Here is a 22734-nt window from a genome sequence, read left to right on the forward strand (position 1 = left end):
GGTTCCTTGTCGAGAGACCGGTCATCCGCCGGCGAGCGTCTTGGCGATCTGGGAGGCGGAGTCGCCGGCGCGGCGCAGCACGAGCGCGACGGCGGCGAGGGCGACCAGGGTGAGCAGCAGCATCACGGTCGACACCGCCGCGATCTCGGGGCGGAGGCCGCTGCGCACGGCGCTGAGCACGTAGACCGGCCACGGCGTGGATCCGGACACCTGCACGAAGGCCGCGATCACCGTGTTGTCGAGGCTGAAGGTGAAGGCGAGCAGGCCGCCGGCCAGCACCGCGGGCATGGCGAGCGGGAAGGTGACGCGCCAGAAGGTGCGCATCGGCGTCGCGTAGAGGTCGGCAGACGCCTCCTCGAGCTTCTCGTCGAGGCCGATCAGGCGGGCGCGCACGAGGTACGAGACCACCGCCACGGCGAAGAGCGAGTGCCCGACGACGAGCCGCGCGGTGCCGTCGTTGAAGATCGATAGCCCGAGATCCTGCCCGAGGAACACCAGCCACGGCAGCAGCGCGACCGCGTCGACGATCTCGGGAGTGACGGACACCAGCAGGAGGAGGGTGATGAACCAGACCGCCCAGCGGCCGGGGCGCCGGGCGAGCGCGATGCCGGCCAGCGTGCCGATCAGCGTCGCCAGCAGAGCCGCGATCAGCCCCGTCCGGATCGACACGATCACCGCGCTCTGCACCGCGGGCTTGTTCAGGATCGTGGCGAACGCGTCGAAGCCGAAGCCCTCCCACGCCACGAGCAGCCGCCCGGTGTTGAACGACGAGATGACGATCACGATGATCGGGAGGAAGAGGAAGACGAAGACCGCGGTGCTCCACACCGCGAGGCCGACGTCGATCGGCGAGCGGCGCCTCCGGTGCAGCCTCGCGTCGCTCACGAGCCGTCCCCCAGCCGGAGGCGCGCACTCCGGCGCAGCGGCAGCGTCACGGCCCACACCAGCACGCCCGCGAGCGCCGCCGACACCAGGATCACCACGATCAGCAGCACCGCCATCGCCGAGCCCAGCGCCCAGTTCTGTCCGACCTGGAACTGGCTCGCCACCATCTGGCCGACCATGTTGCCCTTCGCGCCGCCGAGCACGGTGGCGGTGATGTAGTCGCCCATCAGCGGGATGTAGACGAGGAGCGTGCCGACGATGATGCCCGGGCGCGCGAGCGGCAGGGTGATGTCGCGGAAGGTGCGCCAGCTCGACGCCCCGAGATCCCCGCTCGCCTCGCGGAGCGAGGGCGCCACCCGGTCGAACGCCACGTAGAGCGGCAGGATCATCAGCGGCAGGTAGTTGTAGACGACCCCGAGCAGCACGGCGGGGCGCGTGTAGAGCAGGTCGATCGGGCCGGGGATGACGCCGATCGCCTGGAGCGCCTGCGAGAGCACGCCCTCCGGAGCGAGGATCACCTGCCAGCCGATCGTCCGGACCAGGAAGTTCGTCCAGTACGGCACCATCACCAGCGCGATCAGCAGCCCGCGCCGATTCGGAGCGGTCTTGACCGCCATCCAGTAGGCGACCGGCAACCCGATCACGAGGCAGAGCACCGTGCCGAGGACGCCGACCCAGAGGGTGTTCGCGAAGGTCTGGAAGAACGTGGGCGAGAACGCCTCGACGTACCGGTCGAACGAGAGCACGTCGTTCGCGTGCGTCCCGAAGACGCCCGGCTTGTAGCCGAAGCTGAACCAGACGACCTGGAGCACCGGCGCCACGAAGAACACCACGAGCCAGAGCCAGGCCGGCACCGCGAGGGCGAAGGGGAACCGCGGCCCGCGCCGCCGCGCGGGGAAGTCGATCGGGCGGGTCGCCGTGCTGATCGCGCTCACGCCCCCGCGGCCGCCTTGACCTTGTTGTAGACGTCGAGCGTCAGCTGATTGGTGACGGTGCCGGTCTGCATGGTGGCGACCGTCTCCTCCGGATAGAAGATGTAGCCGTCGAGGAACTCGAGCTGCGCGTCGCGGGCGAGCGACTCGATGTCGAGAGTGCCCGTGTTGTAGCCGATGTAGTCGAGCTCCTGGATCGCGTTCGCCGGGTCGAGCACGTAGTCGATGAAAGCGTGCGCCGCCTCGGGGTGCGGGGCTCCTGCGGCGATGGCCCAGTTGTCCATCCACAGCTCGGTGGTCGGCGAGCCGAGCACCCACTTCCAGCGCTCCGGATCCTCGCTGTTGAGCTTGCCCAGGCGCGCGTCGCCGTTCCACGACTGCACGAGCACCTGCGTGTTCTGCGGGATGATCGAGCCGCCCGGGTACGACTCGAACGCCGCGATGTGCGGGGCGATCTTCTCGACCATGAAGGTCTCGGCGGCCGCGTAGTCGTCCTCCGACTCGGTCGTGTAGTCGATCCCGTTCGCCCAGAAGTACGGCGCCACGATCTCGATCGGGTCGTCGAGGAACGACGTCTTCCCACTGCCCTCGTTCTGCACCGCGTCGAGGAAGTCGCTCCAGGTGACGAGCTCGCGCGTGATCACGGTGGTGTCGTAGGCGAAGCCGGTCGTGCCCCAGTTCTTGCAGACGGTGTACTCGTTGTCGGGGTCCCAGGCCTGCCCGAGGAACTGCGGATCGACCTTCGCGAGGTTGGGGATCAGGTCCTTCGAGAACCTGGTGAGCAGCCCGTTCTCGATCATCCCGGGGACGAAGATGCCCGTCGGCACGACGATGTCGTAGCCGCTGGTGCCCTTCGAGGCGCCGAGCTTCGAGAGCAGCTCCTCGTTCGAGCTGTACGAGTCGAGGGTGATCTTCGGGCCCTCCGAGCTCGTGAACGCCGAGATGACCTCGGGCGCGTCGTAGTCGCCCCAGGTGTAGATCGAGAGGTCGCCCTCGAGCGCGCCGCCCGTCGCCTCCGGAGCGGAGCCGGCGCCGGGCGAGGAGCAGGCGGCGAGGAACGCCGTCGCGCTCACCCCGCCCGCGACACCGAACAGACGTCGGCGCGAGAGCTCGCGGCGGATGATCGGCACGGCCTGGGCGGGAGCGAGGATGTTCACGGGGTGCTTCGCGGTCATGATGTCTCCGAGCTGCTCGAGGGTCGTTCGGTCGGCGGTTCGATGTAGCCGGCCGCTCGGGCCGCCTCGTCGAGGGGGAAGAAGAGGGTGTTCGTGCTGGTCCAGCTGAGCGTGACGGCGGAGTCGACGCTGAGTGCCGGCGCGTCGGGCGCGGGGCGGCGCACCAGCACCGAGTGATCCGCATCGAGGTGGACGAGGTACTGCACCGTCTCGCCGAGGTTCGCGATCGAGAGCACGCGTCCGCTCGCGGTGTCGACGCCGCCGGCGGGCCGCTCGGCCGCCGCATGGATCCGGATGGACTCGGGGCGGATCGCCGCCTGGCACTTCTCGCCCGGCCGGCCGGCCGCCTCCGTCCCGCTGATCGTCGCGACCGGGGTGACCAGCGCGCCGGAGTCGCCGACGACGCCCGCGAGGAAGTTCTGCTGTCCGACGAAGGCGGCCACGTAGGCGGACGCGGGACGGTGGTAGACGGTGTTCGCGTCGGCCAGCTGCTCGACGCGGCCCTCGCGCATCACCGCGATGCGGTCGCTCATCGACATCGCCTCGCCCTGGTCGTGCGTGACGAAGACGAAGGTGATGCCGAGCCGCGTCTGCAGGAGCTTCAGCTCCATCTGCATCTCCTCGCGCAGCTGCCGGTCGAGCGCGCCGAGGGGCTCGTCGAGCAGCAGCACGGAGGGGCGGTTCACCAGGGCGCGCGCGAGCGCGATCCGCTGCTGCTGGCCGCCCGAGAGCTGGGTGGGCTTGCGGTCGGCGAAGCCGCGCATCCGCACCATGTCGAGGGCGTCGGCGACGCGTCCGCGGATCTCGCTCTTCTTCGTGCGGCGCTGCCGGAGTCCGTACGCGACGTTCTCGGCGATCGTCATGTGCGGGAAGAGGGCGTAGGCCTGGAACACGGTGTTCACGTCGCGCTGGTGCGGCGCCCGGCGCAGCACCGAGGTGCCCGAGATGCGGATGTCGCCCGCGTCGGGGTGCTCGAAGCCGGCGATCATCCGCAGTGTCGTGGTCTTGCCGCAGCCGGAGGGGCCGAGCAGCGAGAGGAACTCGCCGGGCTCCACGCGCAGGTCGACCCCGTCGACGGCGACCGCGGTGCCGTAGAGCTTGCGGACGCCCTCGAGGACGACGGAGCCCGGCGCGTCGGACGTGCCGGTGGACGCCGTGGCGGGCGGGGTGGTGAGCGAGGTCGTTGGCACCGGAGAGGGCTCCCATCGGTCGGACGCACACGGTCGCGCGTCGAACTGTGCTTCGCATTCAAGCGCAGATCGGCCGATGTGCGATGGAAACCGTTGTAAACAACGCGTTACGGTTCCCAAAGCATCCGTGGGCGCGACGGGGCAAGCGGGCAGCGGACGACGAAGGGGCCCGGGAGCGATCGCTCCACGGACCCCTTCGGATCGTGCTGTCGTGCCGGCTACAGTCCCGAGTTCGGGAACGCCTGCATGATCTCCGAGAACACCGCGGCCGACCAGCCGATGACGATGATGAAGCTGATGACGACGACGCCGAGGAAGATCCAGAGCGGCAGCAGGCCGCCGCCGGTCACGCGCTTGACGACCACGCTGCGGCCGATCACGTAGACGTAGGGCGCGGCGAGGAACGCCCAGGCCCAGTGGAACGGCTTCTGCACGCCGGCCCTCTTCAGCTGGCGGTGGTCGAGGAACGCGAAGACGACCTCGGCCGCGTAGATCAGGAAGCCGATCACCTGCACGGCTCCGAGTCCGAGGAGGTACGCGGTCGACATGCCCATCGAGGCGCGCGGACCGTAGGTCGACGCCATCGAGGAGTCGGCGATCGCGGTCGGGGAGAGCAGGAAGATCGACAGCGCCGACAGCAGCGGGAGGAGGACGACGACCCAGATCCACGGCGTCGAGGTGACGATGCTCGGGTCGCGCGGCTGGGGGGCGGCCGGGCCGGGCGCAGAGGCGTACGGCTGCTGGGCGTACTGCGGCGCCTGCTGGGCGTAGGGCTGCTGGTACGCGGGCTGCTGCGGCGCGTACGGGTTCTGCTGCTGGGGGGCGTAGGGGCTCTGCTGCTGCGGGACCTGCTGCTGCGGGGCCTGCTGCTCCGGCGCCGACCGGCCGGAGGCGCTCTGGCCGTAGCTGGTCGCCTGCCCGCTCGAGGTCTCGCCGTAAGCGGGGCGCTCGGGCGCAGCGGGCGGCGTGGGCGACGCGGCGGGCGGCGTGGGTGCGGCCGGCGTCGCGACCGGGGCGTCGCGGAGCGACTCGGTCCAGCCGGAGCCGTCCCACCAGCGCTGACGCGGCGAGCCCGCCGGGTCGGGGTACCAGCCGGCGCGCGGTCCCGAGGGTGCCCCGCCGCCGTTGGTCGGATCGGTCTGGTTCTCGTCGGTCATCGCGTCCTCTGCTCCCCTCCGAGCGGTCTGCCCGTGATCACCGTGAAGCGTATCGTCGCGACCTCCCGCGTCTGCTGAGCGTCCCCGAAGAGCCTCCGATGAGCGCGCCGAGCGCACTCCCGCCTCGAATGGCGCGAGTCGTGTGGTTCTGGCGCACGGGCGGGTCAGTTGTCGGTACTCGCTGGTTCGATCTCCGTATGGCAGTTGGAGCAGAAACCAGACTCTCCTCGCGTCCGCCGAGAAGCTGTACGAGGTGTACCGGGCTGCGCTCTCGATTCCGCTCGCGTTCGCGCGCGGTGGTCTGTCGAGCAGCGAGTCGAGCGATCTCGTCGAGCGCTCGATCCGCGCCGAGCTCGCGGTCGGGTCGGGGGTGTCCGAGCGGGAGCTGTCGCGCGAACTCGAGCGCGCGCATCTGCTCGTCGAGGACCTTCCACTGACGAGGGCGGCTCTCGCGGCGGCGCGCATCCGCTGGCGGGCGGCCGAGGTGATCTGCTCCGTCGCCGCGACCCTGCCCAGGGAGTCGCTCGCCGAGTTCGACGAGCGCTCCGCCGAGCTCGCGCTCACGACGACGCCGACGCAGCTGCGGCGCGCGGTCGACAGGCTGCGCGACGAGCTGCACGACCAGCCCCTCGAGAAGCGGCACGCCCGCGCGAAGGAAGACCGCGGCGTGTGGCTGACCCCGGAGATCGACGGGATGGCGACGCTCAGCGCCTACCTGCCCGCCCCGGCCGCGGTAGGCGTGTACAACCGCCTCGACCGCATCGCCCGCACCCTCCGCGAGGGCGACGGCAGTCACGGAGACCAGCGGACCCTCGCGCAGCTGCGCGCCGATGCGCTCACCGATCTGCTCTGCGACGGCGACATCGCCGGCACCACTCCGCTCTCCGACGGCGAGACCCCCGCGCCGACCTCGACGGCTACGGAGCGATCCCTGCCGGTGTCGCCGCCACCGTCACCCGTGTCCTGACCGACCCGAGCACCGGAGCCGTGGTCTCCGTCGGCCGCACCCACCGCGTCCCACCCCCGCAGATGCGGCTCGCCCTGCAGCTGCGCGACCAGACCTGACGCTTCCCCGGCTGCACCCGACCCGCGTCCACCGCCGAGGCCGACCACACGATCGAGTGGCGCAACGGAGGCGACACCGCCCTCCACAACCTCGCCTCCCTCTGCACCGCCCACCACCACGTCCGCCACGGCGACCGCTGGACCTACCGCCTCCACCCCGACGGCACCACCGACTGGATCACCCCCACCGGCCGCCACATCACCACCCGACCACCCGCGCTCCCCGGACGCTCGCCCGTGCCACCCCCACGATTCGACGACGCACCGCCATCGTTCTGACCCGCATCGCCGGCGAAGGGCGTTCGATCGCGCGGAGCAGGACTCCCGTCGTCCCCGCTCCCCCCGCCAGGATGGACTCATGCCGCACACTCTCCGCGCCCGCGCCGTCCTCTTCGACATGGACGGGACGCTGGTCGACTCGACGGCGGTCGTCGAGACGATCTGGCGCGACTTCGCCGACCGCTTCGGCCTCGATCGCGCGATGATCCTCGGCGCCGTGCACGGCGTCCGCGCCGAGGACAGCGTCCGCCGGTTCGCGCCGGACGGCACCGACGTCGCGGCCATCGTCGGCGAGCTCAACGCCTACGAGCTCGAGCACACGGAGGGGACCCTCGCGATCCCGGGCGCGGTCGCATTCCTCGCAGCGCTGCCCCGCGCCTCCGTCGCCCTGGTCACCTCGGCGAGCCCCGCCCTCGCCGCCGGTCGCCTCGCCGCGGCGGCCGTCCCCTCCCCCGACACCGTCGTCACCGCCGACGACGTCGCGAACGGCAAGCCCGCGCCCGACGGGTACCTGCTGGCCGCCGAGCGCCTCGGCAGCACCCCGGCCGATGCCATCGTCTTCGAGGACGCCGAGGCGGGCATCCGCGCCGGCCTCGCCGCCGGGATGCGGGTGGTCGTCGTCGGTACGCACGAGAGCCCGACGACCGCAGGTCTCCCGCGCATCGAGCACTACTCCGACGTCCGCGTCACGATCGACGGCGACGAGCTGGTCATCGAGCTCGGCTGAGCACCGACGGCCGGCGCCTCACCCCCGGACGCACCCCGACTCCGCCGTCAGGCTCACGCCGTCGGGTGTGCCGCGGATGCTGGCCGACACCACTCCGTCACGCCACGGCGTCACCGCCGTCCAGAAGTCGCGTCCCGAGGCTCGGTCCGTGCGGTCGAAGCCGGCCGCCTTCCAGCCCTCGATCACGGCGTCGAACGGCTCCTGCGCGCTGTCGTAGACCGTGAAGACAGGAACGACCACGCTGCCCGCCGACCGCGAGCCGGGGCCCTCCGAGCACGGCTCGACCCGCATCGAGACCTCGGCGGGGACACCGGTGGCGGCGACCGACTCCTCGAGGAACTCGCGGACGACCGGCTCCACGGCGGCGACCCCGGCCGCCACTTCCGCCGGGTCGGCCTCGGGCAGCGAGGGTGGCGTGGGCAGCGGGGGCTCGGGCGAGCCGAGGGGCAGCCCGAGCCAGCCGGCGGCGGTCGTCGCGTAGTCGGCCGACTGCACGCTGAAGGACGTCCGCGCGGCTGTTCCGGCGTCGGCCGCCTCGTCCGGTGTCGCAGCGAGCGTCGTGGCGACTCCCTCCGCGTCGTCGGTGGTGACCGAGACGGAGGCGCGCTCGGCACCCTCCGACGAGCGCACGGTCACGGAGGAGATCCGCGGATCGGCATCGAGGGTGTCGACGAGAGCGAGCAGCGCGGGCCCGGGAGCCTCCGGCTCGACGGCGATCGACGTCGAGCCCCTGGCCAGGTCGATCCGCCTCGTGATCGTGCGGACGACGGCCACCGCCTCCGTGAAGGAGACGCCCGCCGACAGCTCCACGTACCGCTGGTACGGCGACACCGCGACCGACTCCGCGAACGGGAGGACCCTGAGCTCGCCCGCGAGCTCGACGTCCTCCTTTCGTCGGGGATCGACGACGACGCCGACGCCGGCGTCGCCCGCGGGGATCCTGAGGGAGAGCGAGAGCTTCGTCCCGGTGACACCGCTGTGGACCGCATCACGGACCACGGCGGCGACCTCGAGGTCGTCGCCCGACGCTGTCACGTCGACCGACGCGATCCACTCGTCCGGTCGGTCCTTCGGGTCGGCCTGCTGCAGGGACGACTCGACCGATCCGACGCCCGAACCGGCCCGGATCCTGTCGACGAGGGACGCCAGCGCCGCGTCGGCGCCGTCCGGCGGCACGGTGCATCCCGCCAGCGCGAGGACGAGGCAGAGCACCGCGACGGCGGCCGCGCGCGCCATCGGACGCACCGTCAGTACCGGATCGCGTCGATCACCTTGACGCGCACCGCCACGAGCGCGGGCACCACACCCGCCAGCGCGCCGACCAGGGTCGCCGCGCCGAGGCCGAGCAGCGCCGCCTCCACCGGGAACGGCGGGATGTCGTCTATCCCGTTCTGCCTGATGAAGTCGACCGTCCACGGATTCGTCACCAGGATGACCGCGAGGGTCACCCCGACCACGCCCGCGACCACGGTCGCCACGACGCTCTCCATCATGATCGAGAAGAAGATGCGTCCCGAGGACGCCCCGAAGCTGCGTCGGATGCCGATCTCGCGGATGCGCTGCCGGACGGTCACGAGCGCGATGTTCAGCAGGCCCAGCGCGCCGAGGGCCAGGACGAGGCCCGCCACTCCGCCGATGACCCAGGTGAGCACGCCGAACGGATCGGAGTCGTAGGTCAGGTAGTCCTGGCGGTTCACGCTGGCCTCGATCCCCGGCCCGAGAGCGGCGGTGACGTCGCGCGTCACGGCGGCCGCGAGCGGCTCGGCGATGTCGAGCGGCACCCACATCTCGTAGTTCGGCGTCTGCGATCCGCCGAACGCCGGATCGACCGGGACAGCGAGAGCCGCGTAGGAGTCGGCGAGCATCATCATCGTCGGCTCGGTCTCCCACTGCGACACCGGGGTGACCCCCACGATCACCGCCGTCGTGTCGTGCTCGCCACCGAGCAGGGTCACGACCGGGTGGGTGCGCAGATCGGGGCTGCCCAGACGCTGCCAGAAGATCTCGCTCACGACGAGCGCGGGGGCGAGGCGGCGCTCGTCGCCCTCGGTGAACCAGCTCCCCTGCTCCATCTCGAGACGGTGCATCACCGCGTACGGCTGATCGACGGCTGTGATCGGCACGTCGACGGCGCCGTCCGCGAACTGCACCCGCGAGCTCCCGTAGGTGGTCCGGCTGGCGTACTCGATGCCGTAGCGCTCGAGCACCGTCTCCCACGCGGTCTGAAGCGCGGCGTTGTCGACCACTCCGTCCGGCCCGTTCGAGTAGGCGCTGAGGTAGAGGCTCGCGGGCCGGCCGCTCGAGCGCTCGGCCTGCTCGATGCTGGCCTGGCGCGCGATGCCGCCGGCTGCGACGACTCCGGTCAGCGCGGCGACGGCCACGGCCACGCCGATGAGCGAGAGCAGGACGCGGCCCCTGTGGATCCGCAGCTCGGTCCACGCCTCGACGATCGCGCCGGCGATGCCGACCAGGCCGCCCATCAGAGCGCGTCCTCTGCGGCCGCGGCGTGCGCAGGGACGCGCGGTTCGGACGTCGATCCCGTCGCCGCTCCGAGCCGGCCGTGATCGAGGCGGTAGTGCCGCTCGGCGCGCGCCGCGATGGCCGGGTCGTGGGTGATGGTGACGAGGGCGGATCCCGACTCGCGGGCGATCTCGTCGAGCAGGCTCATCACGCTCTCTCCCGTGTCGGTGTCGAGGGCGCCGGTCGGCTCGTCGGCGAGGATCAGCCGGGGGCGGCGCACGAGCGCCCGCGCGATCGCGATGCGCTGCTGCTCGCCTCCGGACATGCGGCCCGGCATCGAGTCGACGCGGTGGCCCAGGCCGACGCGCTCGAGCATCTCGGCCGCGATCGACGCCCGCTTCCAGAACTCGGAGCCGGTGGCGTAGAGCAGCGGGGTCATCACGTTCTCGCGCGCCGTCCGCCCCTCGAGCAGGTTGAACTGCTGGAAGATGAAGCCGATGCTCCCGCCGCGGATCCGCGCCCTGGCACGCGAGGAGAGAGTCTCGGTCGGGCGGTCCTCGAGGAGCATGCGACCGTCCGTCGGCTCGTCGATGAGGCCGAGGATGTTGAGGAGCGTCGACTTGCCGGAGCCGCTGCGCCCGACGACCGAGACGTGATCGCCCTCGCCCACCTCGAGATCGACCCCGTCGAGGATCGTCAGGGGCGCGGCGTCGGGCAGGGGGACGACCTTGCGGATGCCCTCGAGCCGGAGGATCGTCACGAGCAGATGACCGAGCCGTCGGCGTTCTGGATGCAGTTGCCCTCGACCGGGACGTCCTCGCCCGCGGCGGCCCCCGGGACGAACTGGAGGAGCACTGCTCCCTCGTCCACTCCCCCGGTGATCTCGACGTTCACGCCGTCGGTGAGGCCCAGGGTGACGGGCACCTCCTCGGTCGTGCCGTCGTCGGCCTGGCGGTAGACCACGCCCGACTGGGCCGAGCCCTCGACCGCGGTCGTCGGCACGACGAGCACGTTCTCGGCCTTGCCGCCCGCGAGAGTGACCGAGGCGGCGAGGCCCGGGAACACCGTCACCTCGGCCGGGACCTGGCAGCGGAAGCTCGTGCCGGAGCCGCCGGTCGCTCCGCCGGTCGTCCCGTCTGCGGCCGGAGCCTCGCCCTCGCCGGCGAGCGGCGTCGTGATCGTGAGCCCGGTGCAGGTGAAGCCGGCCGGCCCGCCGGTGATCGAGACCTGCGCCTCGGTGGGGCGGTTCTGGATCCGGTAGAGCTGCTGGGCGTCGATGGTGCCGGTGACCGCGAAGGTGGGCGGCGCGACCTGCCCCGTGACCTCTCCGACCGTCACGGCCTGGTCGTGGATGACGCCGAGCGCGCTCAGCGTGCCCGAGGTCGGCGCGTAGACGCGCTCGAAGCGCACCGCGGGCTCGGGCTGCGTGACGGTGATCGTGCCGTCGGGGTTCGTGGTCTCGACGGGGTCCCGCGGCGTCTCGACGCGGATGTCGTAGACGAGGTCTCCCGTCGACACGGCCGCGCCCTGCTGGATGTAGACGTCGTCGACGGTGCCGGCCGCCGTGGCCTTCATCGCCACGGCGGGGTCGGCCGCGACGGTGCCCTGGAGAGTCAGATCGTTGGTGACGGTGCTGCGACCCACCACGACGGTGGGCTCGGTCAGCTCACCGGTCGGGACGGTCGGATCGGCGTCGGCCTCGCCGTCGGGGAAGAACGCGATCTTCACGAGCGCGAGACTCGCCGCGCCCAGGATGATCATCCACACGATCGGGAAGACCCATCGTCGAACCGTGCCCATGCTGTCCCCTGACTCCGCCCCGGACGTCGGATCAGCCCGGGGCACCGCTGGCCTCGCCCCCTGGCGCACCGAACGGCAGCCTATCGAGGCTCCGCGGCGTCCACGTCAGCCGGGCGGCTGACGTCAGCCGGCGAGCTTGGCGACGATCGCCGAGACTCGCCGCGACCGGGTCTCGGGCGTCTTGGCGCCGTCGACCGCCGTGACGTGGGCCTTCCGCGCACTGGGCGCGAGAGCGGCGAAGGCCTCGACGAGACCGGCGGCGGCGAGTGCGGCGGCGAGGTCCTCGGGCACGACCACCTCGCGCGGGGCCGTGTCGAGCTCGAGGTCGACCTCGATCGTCTCTCCGCCGGTGAGGCCGGTCGCCGCGCGCTTGTCGGCCGAGAACGAGATGAGGGCTCGCCCCGCCATGGCGCCGACCGTGCCGGCGAACGCGTAGCCGTTCACGACGACGCTCACCGCCGGCCGCCGCCCGCCGCCGAGGGCGTCGAGCACCTCGGGCGGCACCTCGATGCCGGTGTTGTTGCCGATCCGGAAGAGCGTCGTCGTGAAGCGCATGGCAGGAGACTGCCACGGGCCCCGCTCCGAAGCGAGAGCCCGTGGCAGTCGTGAGCATCAGAGCGTGCTCGCGCCCGACCAGGCGCCGAGCTTGCCCTGGCTGTAGGTGCCCTCGCCGGCGGAGGAGGTGATGGTCATCGACCAGCCGGTCGCCGCGTTCACGCCGACGGTGCCGGTCTTCACCCGGAAGGCGATGGGGAAGACGGCGGAGCCGTTGTCGCGGGCGATCAGCGCCGGGTTGAGGAACGAGACGAAGGACGTCCCGAGGCCGGTGACGGCGGTCGGTCCGTCACGGACGGGTCCTCAGTCTGCGGCTGCCTGCGCTGACGTCGCGGTGACGGGCGGCTCGCCGAGGGCCGAGCGCACGGCGTCGACCGTCATGCGCCCTTCCGGATCGAGCCGCGTGAGCATCCGCGCCATGATGTCGGCGAGCTGGACGATCTGCTCGGGAGCGAGCGGGTCGATGACATCGGCGAGCACGGTCGCCACGTGACCCGGAGCCGTCTCGACGATCTTCGCCAGGCCCGCCTCGGTCAGCACGGCATTGGTCGCGCGGCCGTCGGTCGGGCACGGCCGGCGCTCGAGGTACCCGCGCGCGGCGAGCCGGGTGACGACGTGCGAGAGGCGGGGCAGCGTCGCATTCGTGCGCGCTGCGAGGGTCGTCATCCGCAGAGCGTGGTCGGGCGCCTCCGACAGCATCGCGAGCGTCATGTACTCGAAGTGGGTGAGCCCGGCGTCGCGCTGCAGCTGCGTGTCCAGCGCGCCGGGCAGCAGCTCGACGACCGCGATGAAGCGCAACCAGGCGTCGAGCTGATCGGGCGTCAGCCAGCGGGGTGGGACCATCCACTCAGTCTATCGAGAGGTTGCCGCGACAAGTAAGGCTCACACCACGTCGTCGGACAGGTCGACCGCCGCGCCGAAGCGGTGGTTCGTGATCGAGATCGCCTGCTCGCGGAGGAACGGGAGCAGCTCGACCCGGCCGGCAGGAGTGATCGGGTCGGCGTAGATCGCGACGTCGGGCGAGCCGCCGAGCGCCTCGGCGAGCGCCGTCGAGAGCGGGATCCGGCTGCCGTCGGCGCGGACGAGGGGCACGGGCTTCCCCGTGCTGCCGCGGGTCATCCCGCTGAGGACGTCGGTGAACGAGCGCGTCGAGTTCGAGGACGCAGGGGCGGAAGCGCCGTCGGCGTCGCGTCCGAGCGACGGCGCCGTGCCGCCCTGCGGCCCGCCGAACGCGTCGACGCGGTCCGAGACGATGTCGCCGACGATCCGCACCCGCGAGGCGGTGATCCGGCCTGCGGCGGCTCGCTCGAGCCACTGCGCGTCCGATTCGACGACGACCTTCGGAACCAGGCCGGCCATCTCCTGGAGCTGGTCTCCCGAGAGGATCTCCTGGACCCGCGGAGGCAGCGGGATCGAGCTCGACACATCCATCCGCGAGCGCGTGAGCAGCCCGGCGGCGAGGACCCGGAGGAGCTCGCCGAGGTCGCCGCCGTCGGCGAGGCGGATGGCGATCGGCACACGCAGGTAGCGGAGCAGATTGCGCTCGACTCCGATCTTCGAGATGTCGGTGACGACGCCGAACTCGGTCGCCCAGGCCAGCTGGTCGGACAGCGCGGAGCGGCGGAGCAGGTCGAATTGCTCGAACTGCAGCGACGACTGCGCCGCCTCGATGAACTGTCGGGCGCGGTCGTCGAGCCCGCGCAGATGCAGGGTGCTCGACGGGCGGGCGGGCGACGGCTTCCACGAGCCGAAACCGATCAGGTGGTTCGGGCCGCCGGCCTTCGCACCCCCGCCGACGGAGGAGCGCTTCCAGCCGCCGAAGGGCTGCCGCCGCACGATCGCACCGGTGATCCCGCGGTTGACGTAGAGGTTGCCCGCCTCGACCGAGTCGAGCCACAGCGCGAGCTCGTCGGAGTGCAGAGAGTGCAGGCCGGCGGTGAGCCCGTAGTCGGTCGCGTTCTGCATCCGGATCGCGTCCTCGAGGGTCGCGGCGTGCATGATGCCGAGCACCGGCCCGAAGAACTCGGTGAGATGGAAGTAGCTGTCCTCGCTCACTCCCTCGCGGACGCCCGGCGACCAGAGCCGGCCGGTCTCGTCGAGGCGGTGCGGCTCGACGAGCCACGACTCCCCCGCACCGAGCGTGGTCAGTGCATGGGCGAGCTTGCCCGTCGGCTGCTCGATCAGCGGACCCATCACCGCGGCGGGGTCGCTCGGCGGGCCGACGCGGAGGGAGGTGACGGCGTCGACCAGCTGCGCACGGAACCGCTTCGAGCGCGCGACCGAGCCGACCAGGATCACCAGTGACGCCGCCGAGCACTTCTGGCCGGCGTGCCCGAAGGCGCTCTTCACGATGTCGGCGACGGCGAGATCGTAGTCGGCATGAGGAGTGACGATGATCGCGTTCTTGCCGCTCGTCTCGGCGAGCAGCGGCAGATCGGGGCGCCACGAGCGGAACAGCTTCGCGGTCTCGTAGGAGCCGGTGAGCACGACGCGATCGACCAGCGGATCGGTGATCAGGGCTCGGCCGAGCGCCTCCTCGTCGAGGTCGACGAGGGCGAGCAGGTCCTGCGGGATTCCCGCGTCCCACAGGGCCTCGACCAGCACCGCGGCCGAGCGGCGCGCCTGCGGGGCGGGCTTGAGGACGACTCCGGAGCCCGCGCCGAGCGCCGCCAGCACCGAGCCGGCGGGGATCGCGACCGGGAAGTTCCACGGCGGAGCGACCACGGTCACCCGCTCGGGGACGAAGGTCGCACCGCCGACCGCGTCGAGCTCGCGGGCGCGGGTCGCGTAGTAGTGCGCGAAGTCGATCGCCTCGGAGACCTCCGGATCGGCCTCGGCGAGGGTCTTGCCCGTCTCGGAGGCCATCACCTCGATCAGGCGATCCCGGTTGGCGGCGAGGGCGAGGCCCGCACGGTCGAGGATCGCGGCGCGGTCGTAGCCGAGGCGCTCACCCCAGCGCTCGGCGCGCAGCGCGACGGCGCTCAGCACTCCCTGCAGCTGCTCGGCCGTGTCGACGCGGGCCGCGTCGGCGGTCGCGATGCCGATGCGCGAGGAGGGGATCCGCTCGGTGATCAGCCGCGCCCAGCGCCGGTTGCCGGGCAGGGAGGGATCAGTGTCGGGCTCGTTGCGGAAAGCGGCGGTCGCCGCCGCAGCGCCCGAGCCCCGGCTGAGGCCCAGGACGGCCTGGGTGAGCCCTTCCTCGGCGGGGTCGTGGGCGTGCTCGCCCGCCCCGGCGTGCTCCTGCACGAGCCGGAGCCCGGACCCCGACGCCCACTCGCGCAGGCGGTCCTGGGTGCGGTTCGGGGTCGGCACGGCGGTGTCGAGAGCCTCGAGCGAGACGCGGAAGCGCTCGAGCTCGCGCTGGAGCACGCTCTCGTCCTCGAGCTCGAAGACCGCCGAGAGGAAGTTCTCGGAGCTCGAGTTCTCCTCGAGCCGGCGGATCAGATACGAGATCGCGACGTCGAACTCGTGCGGGTGCACGACGGGTGTGTAGAGGAGGAGCCGCCCGACGTCCTCGCGGACCGCGCGGGCCTGACCCGTCGCCATGCCGAGCAGCATCTCGAACTCGACGTCCTCGGCGACCCCGCGCTCGTTCGCCAGGATCCAGGCGAACGCGATGTCGAAGAGATTGTGCCCCGCCACGCCGATCCGCACCGCGTCGGTGCGCTCGGGCCGGAGCGCCCAGTCGAGCAGGCGCTTGTAGTTGGTGTCGGCCTCGGCCTTGCTGCCGACCGTGGCGATCGGCCAGTCGTGGATCGCGGCGTCGACGCGCTCCATCGCGAGGTTGGCGCCCTTGACGACGCGGACCTTGATCGGGGCCCCGCCGGCGCGGCGCCGCTCGGTGGCCCACTCGGTGAGCCCCTGGAGCACGCCGAGCGCGTCGGGCAGGTACGCCTGCAGCACGATCCCGGCCTCGAGCCCCTGCATCCCCGGCTGCTCGAGCAGGCGCCGGAACACTGCGACGGTCAGGTCGAGGTCGCGGTACTCCTCCATGTCGAGGTTGATGAACTTGGGGGTCGGGCTCGCAGCGGCGAGCTGGTAGAGCGGAGTGAGGCGCTCGACCACTCGGTCGACGGCCTCGTCGAACGCCCACATCGAGAGCTGGCTGACGATGCTCGAGACCTTGATGCTCACGTAGTCGACGTCGTCTCGCTCGAGCAGCCGGTGCGTGCCCTCGAGGCGACGCCGGGCCTCGCGCTCGCCCAGCACCGCCTCGCCCAGGAGGTTGAGGTTGAGCCGGTCGCCGCCCGCGCGGAGCCTCCTGATCGCACCGCCGAGCCGGGAGTCCGACGCGTCGACGACCAGGTGCCCCACCATCTGCCGGAGCACGCGGCGGGCGGCGGGGACGACGGCCCACGGCAGCACCGGACCCACCGCGCCGCCGGTGGCCACCGCCGCGCGCAGATAGGAGGGGAGGAACGCCGGTGTCTTCGCCGTCAGCGCCGAGAGGTTCTCGGCCGCGACCGAGAGGTCCTCCGGCCGGGCGACTCCGTCGACGAAGCCGACCGTGAAGTCGAGGCCGTTCGGATCCTGCAGCACCCCGGCGAGGCGCTGCGCCGCGGGATCGGCGGGGAAGGCGCGGCTGCGGACGATCCAGCGGCGCACCAGCATCTCGACGCGGTCGAGGATGGGCTGCTCGGAGTCGAACTCGGGCTTGTGCCGCGGCAGCCGGAGCGGCATCCCGGTGTGGTACTGCCCCGTGTCGCTGAGGGCGCCGCGATCAGCGCGCTCCTCGGCGGCGGGCTCGGCCGGCTGCTCATCGGGCACCACGTCGTCGCGCTCCGGCTCGTTCCCGGGCGCTGCGTGAGACGTCGACTGCTCCATGCGTCGAGGCTATGCCCGAGTCGGCATGCGAACGGGGCGTGTCGCGTGCCTCTGGGGAGACTCCGCGCTGGAGGCGGGGTGTGGACGAGCCTCGAGCGGCGCTGCCTGACGAGCAGGCCCGCGGCTCGCGCACCGCACGCAGGCCGACCACACTGGAGCTCATGGCCCGCAGCTCCGCCCGTCGCGACCGGCACCGCCCCCAGGACGTCTCCGAGCGCAGCGGCACCGCGCCGGGGCCCCGGCGCGCGAGCGCTCCCTCCGCTACCGACCCCGCCGTCGACGTCCTGATCGTGGGCGCCGGTCACAACGGACTCGTGGCCGCCGCCTACCTCGCGCAGGCGGGGCTCGACGTGCTGGTGCTCGAGCGCGCTCCGCACGCGGGCGGTGCGACGGTGTCCGAGCACCCGTTCCGCGGAGTCGAGGCGCGGCTCTCCCGCTACTCCTATCTCGTGAGCCTGCTGCCGCCGTCGATCCTCGCCGACCTCCGCGTCGACGTCCCGCTCGTCCGGCGCCGCTACTCCTCCTACACGCCCGACCCCGAGGATCCGACCCGCGGCCTGCTCGTCGACACCGGCGACGCGGAGGCCACGGCCGCCTCCTTCGCCCGGCTCGGCGCCGCCGAGGACGCCGAGCCGTTCGCCGACTTCTCGCGGCACACCGCGCGGATGGCGCGGGCTCTCTGGCCGACGCTGACCCAGCCGCTCCTGCGCAGGGAGGAGGCACGGCGCCTCGTCGGCGACGACGCTGTCTGGCGGGCGATGATCGAGCGCCCGATCGGCGAGGTCATCGAGCGCAACCTCACGAACGACGTCGCCCGCGGGATCCTCCTCACCGACGCGCTGATCGGGACCCTCGCGGGCGCCCAGGACGCCGACCTCGCGCAGAACCGCTGCCTGCTCTACCACGTGATCGGAGGCGGCACCGGCGACTGGGACGTCCCCGTCGGTGGCATGGGGGCCGTCTCGGGCGCCCTCGAGCGCGCCGCCCTCGATGCGGGCGCGCGCATCCTGACCGCGACCGAGGCGACCTCGGTCAGCCCCGACGGCGAGGTCACCTACCGCCGAGGCCCGCGCACCCGGCGGATCCGCGCCCGCTTCGTACTGTCGAACGCGGCCCCGTTCGTGCTCGACCGGCTGATGAGCGGTGAGTCGGGCGTCGGCGCCGAGAAGCCGGAGGGCGCCCAGGTCAAGGTCAACCTGGTGCTCCGCAGGCTGCCCCGCCTCCGCGACGAGAACGTCACCCCGGAGGCGGCGTTCGGCGGCACCTTCCACGTGAACGAGGGCTACCAGCATCTCGAGGAGTCGTACCGGGCCGCGACGAACGGGGACGACCCCGGCCCGATCCCCTGCGAGATCTACTGCCACACGCTGACCGATCCGACGATCCTCTCGCCCGAGCTCGCCGCGTCGGGCGCGCACACCCTCACGGTCTTCGCCCTGCACACGCCCGACCGCCTCCTGACGGCCGAGAACAACGACGAAGCGCGGGCGCGCCTCGAGTCCGCGATCCTCGACTCCCTCGACTCGGTCCTCGCCGAGCCGATCCGCGACCTCGTGCTCCTCGACGCCGACGGAGCACCGTGCATCGAGACGCGCACCACGCGCGATCTCGAGGCGAGCCTCGGGATGCCCGGCGGCAGCATCTTCCACGGGCCGCTGTCGTGGCCCTTCGCCGAGGACGACGCGCCGCTCGACACGCCGGCGCAGCGCTGGGGAGTCGCGACCGCGCACCCGCGCATCCTGGTCTGCGGCGCCGGAGCGCAGCGCGGCGGAGGCGTCTCGGGGCTGGGCGGCCACAACGCCGCCATGGCGGTCCTGGAGGAGCTCGGCGCCTAGACGATCAGTGCCACCGGTGGTCCTGGATCGTCATTCGCGGACCTCGCCGAGGCTTGTGCGCGCCGCTCGCTCCGATGAGGCGGATCACACGCTGACGGTGCCCGCGCCACGGCTCGAGCAGCTCGAGCATCCCGTCGTCGTCGACCCCGTGGCGCCCGGTGAGCGCGAAGCCGATCGAGGCGGCGAGGTGGTAGTCGCCGACGCTCACCGCATCCGGGTCGCCGTGCGCCCGCATCATCACCTCGGAGGCCGTCCACGGGCCGATCCCGGGGACCGACTGCAGCCGTGAGGCCACCTCGGGCCCGCCGCGGCCGAGCGCCAGGGTGCGCTCGAGCCCCGGCGCGACGAGGGCCGCCGTCAGGAGGGTGCGCGAGCGCTTCGGATCGACGCCCGCCCTGTGCCAGTCCCACGAGGGCACGCGCCGCCACTGCTCCGCGGACGGAGCGACGTGCAACGGCATCGGGCCGGGTGCCGGCTCGCCGTGGAGGCGGACCAGCGCGCGGTACGCGCGCCACGCCTCCGTGCTGGTGACCTTCTGCTCGAGGATCGACGGCGCGAGCATCTCGAACACGAGGTTCGCGCGGGTGAGACGGAGCCCGGTGCTGCGCCGGAGGACGTCGGCGAGCGGCCGGTGCGCCGAGAGGTCGAGCGCGCTCCAGTCGTCGCCGTGCCCCAGCAGCTCGGGCACGTGGTCGACGAGCCACTCGGCGCCGTCGCCCCAGGCCCGAGCGTGCACCGCCCCGTCGGCCGCCTGCCTCAGCTGGAGGGTCCCGGGCCCGAGCGGCGTGCGGAACGCCCGCCAGTACCCGGAGGCGTCGATCACCATCGTCGGATCCCCCGTGCCGCGCAGAAGCGTGCGCACCGTGAGCGCGAGGCTCACCGGCACGGCCGGCGCGTAGACCGTCGCCCACGCGGGCACCGGTGCGGGAAGGGTGATCGACACGCAGCGATGCTAACCGCGGCCTCCGACATCGGCTGGGGAGGGGTGAGTCGGGACGGGTCTCGCAGATCTCCCATCCACGACGTGTTCGGAGCCCGCGGCGACACCGGATTGGTCCAGACCCGATGAACACATGCGCAGATCCGATTCGGCCAATTGGGTGGCGTCTGGCCGCTTCGCAGGCGTAGCTTCGCGCTGTCGCGGCGACGTTTCAAGTCGTCCGGTAATCCGCCTATCACTGGAGATGCGCACATGTTCGACACGACCTTCATCCGCAAGGCGATCGTCCGGAGCAGCGAGACCGCTCTCGACCGTCGTCGTTTCTTCGAGGCCACCGGCGTCGCCGGTCTCGGCATCGGCGCAGCGGCCCTCGCTGCCCCCTCCGCGTCCGCCGAGGAGGTCGCAGCCAGCGGCCCCAGCGACGCCTCGATCCTCAACTTCGCCCTCAACCTCGAGTACCTCGAGGCCGAGTTCTACCTCCGCGCCGTCACCGGCTCGGGTCTCGCCGACTCCGACACGACCGGAACCGGCGCGCGCGGCGGCGTCACGGGCGGCAAGGCCGTTCCGTTCAAGACCCCGTGGCTGAAGTCCTTCGCCCGCGAGGTCGCGAACGACGAGAAGCTGCACGTGCAGTTCCTCCGCGGCCAGCTCGGCGGCGCAGCGGTCTCGCGTCCGGCGATCAACCTGAAGGACAGCTTCAACGCCGCCGCCACCGCGGCCGGCCTGATCCCTGCCGGCGGGACCTTCGACCCGTTCCTCAACGAGCAGAACTTCCTGCTCGGCGCCTTCGTCTTCGAGGACGTGGGAGTCACGGCGTACAAGGGTGCCGCCCCCCTCATCTCGTCGAAGCTCTACCTCGAGGCCGCCGCAGGCATCCTCGCGGTCGAGGCGTACCACGCCGGCGCGATCCGCTCGGCTCTGTACGGTGCGGGCCTCGACGTGCAGGCCGGCAAGCTGTCCGACGCACGCGACAGCCTCGACGGCACCGCGCTGGACAAGGACCAGGGCGTCAAGGTCAACGGCCAGGCCAACATCCAGCCGACCGACGCGAACGCGATCGCCTTCAGCCGCAGCCCCGGCGAGGTCCTCAACATCGCCTACCTGAACCCGAAGGCTGTCAAGACCGGCGGATTCTTCCCCGCGGGCGTCAACGGCGAGCTGAACACCAGCCAGGCCAACTAGTCCCACCACACGAGCGGACCCTTCCCCGAGGCGGCGGAGAGGGTCCGTTCGTGCGTTAACGCGGAGGTGCACGAACCCCCGCCCCCGGTCCTCTACTCTGAGCGGGTGAAGATCGGGATCCTGACCTCCGGTGGCGACTGCCCCGGGCTGAACGCCGTCATCCGCGGTGCCGTGTACAAGGGCATGAAGGTGTACGACCAAGAGTTCGTCGGCTTCCACAACGGCTGGCGCGGAGTGGTCGACGGCGACCTCCTCCCCCTCGGGCGCGCCGACATCCAGGGCATCGCCAAGCAGGGCGGCACCATCCTCGGCACGAGCCGCACGAACCCCTTCGAGGGTGAGAACGGCGGCCCCGAGAAGATCGCCGAGATGATGGACCGCAACGGCATCGACTCGATCATCGCGATCGGAGGCGAGGGCACCCTCGCCGCGGCCAAGCGCCTCACCGACGCCGGGCTCAAGATCGTCGGCGTCCCCAAGACCATCGACAACGATCTCGGCGCCACCGACTACACCTTCGGCTTCGACACCGCGGTCGGCATCGCGACCGACGCGATGGACCGCCTGCGCACCACCGGCGACTCCCACGGCCGCTGCATGGTCGCCGAGGTCATGGGCCGCCACGTCGGCTGGATCGCCCTGCACTCCGGCATGGCTGCGGGCGCGCACGTGATCCTCATCCCCGAGAAGAAGACCTCGATCGAGCAGATCGTCGAGTGGGTGAAGAGCGCCCAGGACCGCGGCCGCGCCCCCCTCGTCGTCGTCGCCGAGGGCTTCTCGCTCGACAACATGGACGACGCCCACTCCGAGCGCGGACTCGACGCGTTCGGCCGCCCGCGACTCGGCGGCATCGGCGAGATGCTCGCCCCGATGATCGAGGAGCGCACTGGCATCGAGACCCGGGCCACCACCCTCGGTCACATCCAGCGCGGAGGCACGCCCAGCGCCTTCGACCGCGTCCTCGCGACCCGCCTCGGCATGGCCGCGGCCGACTCCGTCGTCGCCGAGCACTGGGGCCGGATGGTGGCGCTGCGCGGCACCGACATCTACCACGTCGACTTCGCCGAGGCTCTCGGCACCCTCAAGACGGTGCCCGACTACCGCTACGAGGAGGCGCGCATCCTCTTCGGATGACGCGCCTCCTGCGAGTGCCGCCTCCGATCAGGCCCGGGAGGCGCCGTCCGGCGTCGCCGTCGGCACGATCACGGCTCGCGCGAGCGTGTGGAAGTGGATGTTGAAGCCCAGGATCGCGGGCGTCGACTCAGGGTCGAGGTCGAGCGACTCGACGTCGAGGGCGTGCACGGCGAAGAAGTAGCGGTGCTCGCGGTCCGGCGGCGCCGCTCCGATGAACTGGCGCAGCCGCATCTCGTTGGGCAGGGTCTGCGCGCCGGCGGGCAGCAGCTCGAAGCCCGCCGCCCCGGCTCCGGTCGGCAGCTCGGTGGTGTCGGCCGGCAGGTTGTAGACGGCCCAGTGCCAGAAGCCCGAGCCGGTGGGTGCGTCGGGGTCGAAGACGGTGACGGCGAAGCTCTTCGTGCCCTCGGGTGCTCCCGACCAGGCCAGGTGCGGCGAGACGTCCTCTCCGCCCGATCCCTCGCCGTAGTGGCGGGCGGCCAGCGGCTGCCTGTCGGCGATGTCGTCGCTCGTGAGCGAGAAGGTCGGCACCTCGCCGAGCCGTGCATAGGGGTCGTAGGTCCAGTCGGACATCCGGGTCTCCGTTCGAGGGGGGCG

The 22734-nt window shown here is 72.0% G+C and carries 20 protein-coding genes and 1 pseudogene; 6 read left to right on the forward strand and 15 right to left on the reverse strand.

Going from position 1 to position 22734, the window contains the following annotated elements; translation table 11 throughout:
• Window positions 1-21 precede the first annotated feature (21 nt).
• From ASG06_RS01905 to ASG06_RS20560, 5 genes are all read right to left on the reverse strand, one after another.
• On the reverse strand, window positions 22-885 hold the full coding sequence (locus tag ASG06_RS01905; protein WP_197409342.1) for an ABC transporter permease: 864 nt from the start codon (window positions 883-885) through the stop codon (window positions 22-24).
• On the reverse strand, window positions 882-1820 hold the full coding sequence (locus tag ASG06_RS01910; RefSeq protein WP_231727585.1) for an ABC transporter permease: 939 nt from the start codon (window positions 1818-1820) through the stop codon (window positions 882-884). Before ASG06_RS01910 ends, ASG06_RS01905 begins: the two co-directional genes overlap by 4 nt.
• Complete coding sequence (locus ASG06_RS01915; protein ID WP_056037734.1) at window positions 1817-2992, reverse strand: polyamine ABC transporter substrate-binding protein; 1176 nt, start codon at window positions 2990-2992, stop codon at window positions 1817-1819. The genes ASG06_RS01910 and ASG06_RS01915 overlap by 4 nt, the downstream gene beginning before the upstream one ends.
• Window positions 2989-4182: an ABC transporter ATP-binding protein gene (locus ASG06_RS01920; protein ID WP_056037737.1), complete on the reverse strand. Its 1194-nt coding sequence runs from the start codon at window positions 4180-4182 to the stop codon at window positions 2989-2991. The genes ASG06_RS01915 and ASG06_RS01920 overlap by 4 nt, the downstream gene beginning before the upstream one ends.
• Before the next feature lie 218 nt (window positions 4183-4400).
• Window positions 4401-5339, reverse strand: coding sequence for a DUF2510 domain-containing protein (locus tag ASG06_RS20560; RefSeq protein ID WP_056037741.1), 939 nt, complete (start codon window positions 5337-5339; stop codon window positions 4401-4403).
• Window positions 5340-5592: 253 nt separating this feature from the next.
• Between ASG06_RS20560 and ASG06_RS01930 the strand changes: the two genes are divergently transcribed.
• The 3 genes and pseudogenes from ASG06_RS01930 to ASG06_RS01935 all read left to right on the forward strand — a co-directional run bounded on the left by ASG06_RS01930 (window position 5593) and on the right by ASG06_RS01935 (window position 7410).
• Entirely contained in the window at window positions 5593-6306 is a 714-nt protein-coding gene (locus ASG06_RS01930) for a DUF222 domain-containing protein (RefSeq protein ID WP_056074126.1), read from the forward strand.
• 122 nt (window positions 6307-6428) lie between these two features.
• Window positions 6429-6683 (forward strand): annotated as a pseudogene (locus ASG06_RS20670) (HNH endonuclease); the annotation flags it as partial.
• 79 nt (window positions 6684-6762) lie between these two features.
• Window positions 6763-7410 carry an HAD-IA family hydrolase gene (locus ASG06_RS01935; RefSeq protein ID WP_056037748.1) on the forward strand — a complete coding sequence of 216 codons (648 nt, stop codon included), beginning with the start codon at window positions 6763-6765 and terminating at the stop codon, window positions 7408-7410.
• An 18-nt stretch (window positions 7411-7428) separates the two neighbouring features.
• Here ASG06_RS01935 and ASG06_RS01940 read toward each other — a convergent pair whose 3' ends face one another.
• The 8 genes from ASG06_RS01940 to ASG06_RS01970 form a co-directional block, all read right to left on the reverse strand.
• On the reverse strand, window positions 7429-8646 hold the full coding sequence (locus tag ASG06_RS01940; RefSeq protein WP_056037751.1) for a hypothetical protein: 1218 nt from the start codon (window positions 8644-8646) through the stop codon (window positions 7429-7431).
• An 11-nt stretch (window positions 8647-8657) separates the two neighbouring features.
• The gene (locus ASG06_RS01945; RefSeq protein WP_056037754.1) at window positions 8658-9890 is read right to left on the reverse strand and encodes an ABC transporter permease; all 1233 of its coding nucleotides are present in this window, start codon (window positions 9888-9890) and stop codon (window positions 8658-8660) included.
• A complete protein-coding gene (locus ASG06_RS01950; RefSeq protein ID WP_082498869.1) occupies window positions 9890-10630 on the reverse strand; it encodes an ABC transporter ATP-binding protein in 741 nt (246 codons plus the stop codon). The genes ASG06_RS01945 and ASG06_RS01950 overlap by 1 nt, the downstream gene beginning before the upstream one ends.
• Entirely contained in the window at window positions 10627-11670 is a 1044-nt protein-coding gene (locus ASG06_RS01955) for an efflux RND transporter periplasmic adaptor subunit (RefSeq protein ID WP_056037756.1), read from the reverse strand. Before ASG06_RS01955 ends, ASG06_RS01950 begins: the two co-directional genes overlap by 4 nt.
• 123 nt (window positions 11671-11793) lie before the next feature.
• Complete coding sequence (locus ASG06_RS01960) at window positions 11794-12225, reverse strand: YdeI/OmpD-associated family protein (RefSeq protein WP_056037760.1); 432 nt, start codon at window positions 12223-12225, stop codon at window positions 11794-11796.
• Window positions 12226-12282: 57 nt separating this feature from the next.
• Window positions 12283-12408 carry a hypothetical protein gene (locus tag ASG06_RS20565; protein WP_268788304.1) on the reverse strand — a complete coding sequence of 42 codons (126 nt, stop codon included), beginning with the start codon at window positions 12406-12408 and terminating at the stop codon, window positions 12283-12285.
• A gap of 120 nt (window positions 12409-12528) precedes the next feature.
• Entirely contained in the window at window positions 12529-13068 is a 540-nt protein-coding gene (locus ASG06_RS01965) for a MarR family winged helix-turn-helix transcriptional regulator (protein ID WP_056037763.1), read from the reverse strand.
• A 39-nt stretch (window positions 13069-13107) separates the two neighbouring features.
• Complete coding sequence (locus ASG06_RS01970) at window positions 13108-16836, reverse strand: bifunctional proline dehydrogenase/L-glutamate gamma-semialdehyde dehydrogenase (protein ID WP_197409370.1); 3729 nt, start codon at window positions 16834-16836, stop codon at window positions 13108-13110.
• A 374-nt stretch (window positions 16837-17210) separates the two neighbouring features.
• Here ASG06_RS01970 and ASG06_RS01975 point away from each other — a divergent pair, with 374 nt between their 5' ends.
• Window positions 17211-18884, forward strand: a complete 1674-nt coding sequence (locus ASG06_RS01975) for a phytoene desaturase family protein (RefSeq protein WP_082499010.1) — start codon at window positions 17211-17213, stop codon at window positions 18882-18884.
• A gap of 4 nt (window positions 18885-18888) precedes the next feature.
• Here ASG06_RS01975 and ASG06_RS01980 read toward each other — a convergent pair whose 3' ends face one another.
• A complete protein-coding gene (locus tag ASG06_RS01980; RefSeq protein ID WP_231727586.1) occupies window positions 18889-19827 on the reverse strand; it encodes a DNA-3-methyladenine glycosylase family protein in 939 nt (312 codons plus the stop codon).
• A 249-nt stretch (window positions 19828-20076) separates the two neighbouring features.
• On the opposite strand from ASG06_RS01980, the gene ASG06_RS01985 reads away from it, so the two are divergent.
• A complete protein-coding gene (locus ASG06_RS01985; RefSeq protein WP_056037766.1) occupies window positions 20077-21006 on the forward strand; it encodes a ferritin-like domain-containing protein in 930 nt (309 codons plus the stop codon).
• 105 nt (window positions 21007-21111) lie between these two features.
• Window positions 21112-22140, forward strand: coding sequence for a 6-phosphofructokinase (locus tag ASG06_RS01990; protein WP_056037769.1), 1029 nt, complete (start codon window positions 21112-21114; stop codon window positions 22138-22140).
• Between the two features lie 27 nt (window positions 22141-22167).
• Here the strand turns inward: ASG06_RS01990 and ASG06_RS01995 are convergent, their stop codons facing one another.
• Window positions 22168-22710: a YbhB/YbcL family Raf kinase inhibitor-like protein gene (locus ASG06_RS01995; RefSeq protein ID WP_056037772.1), complete on the reverse strand. Its 543-nt coding sequence runs from the start codon at window positions 22708-22710 to the stop codon at window positions 22168-22170.
• Window positions 22711-22734: the final 24 nt, after the last annotated feature.

Source organism: Rathayibacter sp. Leaf185 (assembly GCF_001423885.1).
In the GTDB taxonomy this organism is placed as follows: Bacteria; Actinomycetota; Actinomycetes; order Actinomycetales; family Microbacteriaceae; genus Rathayibacter.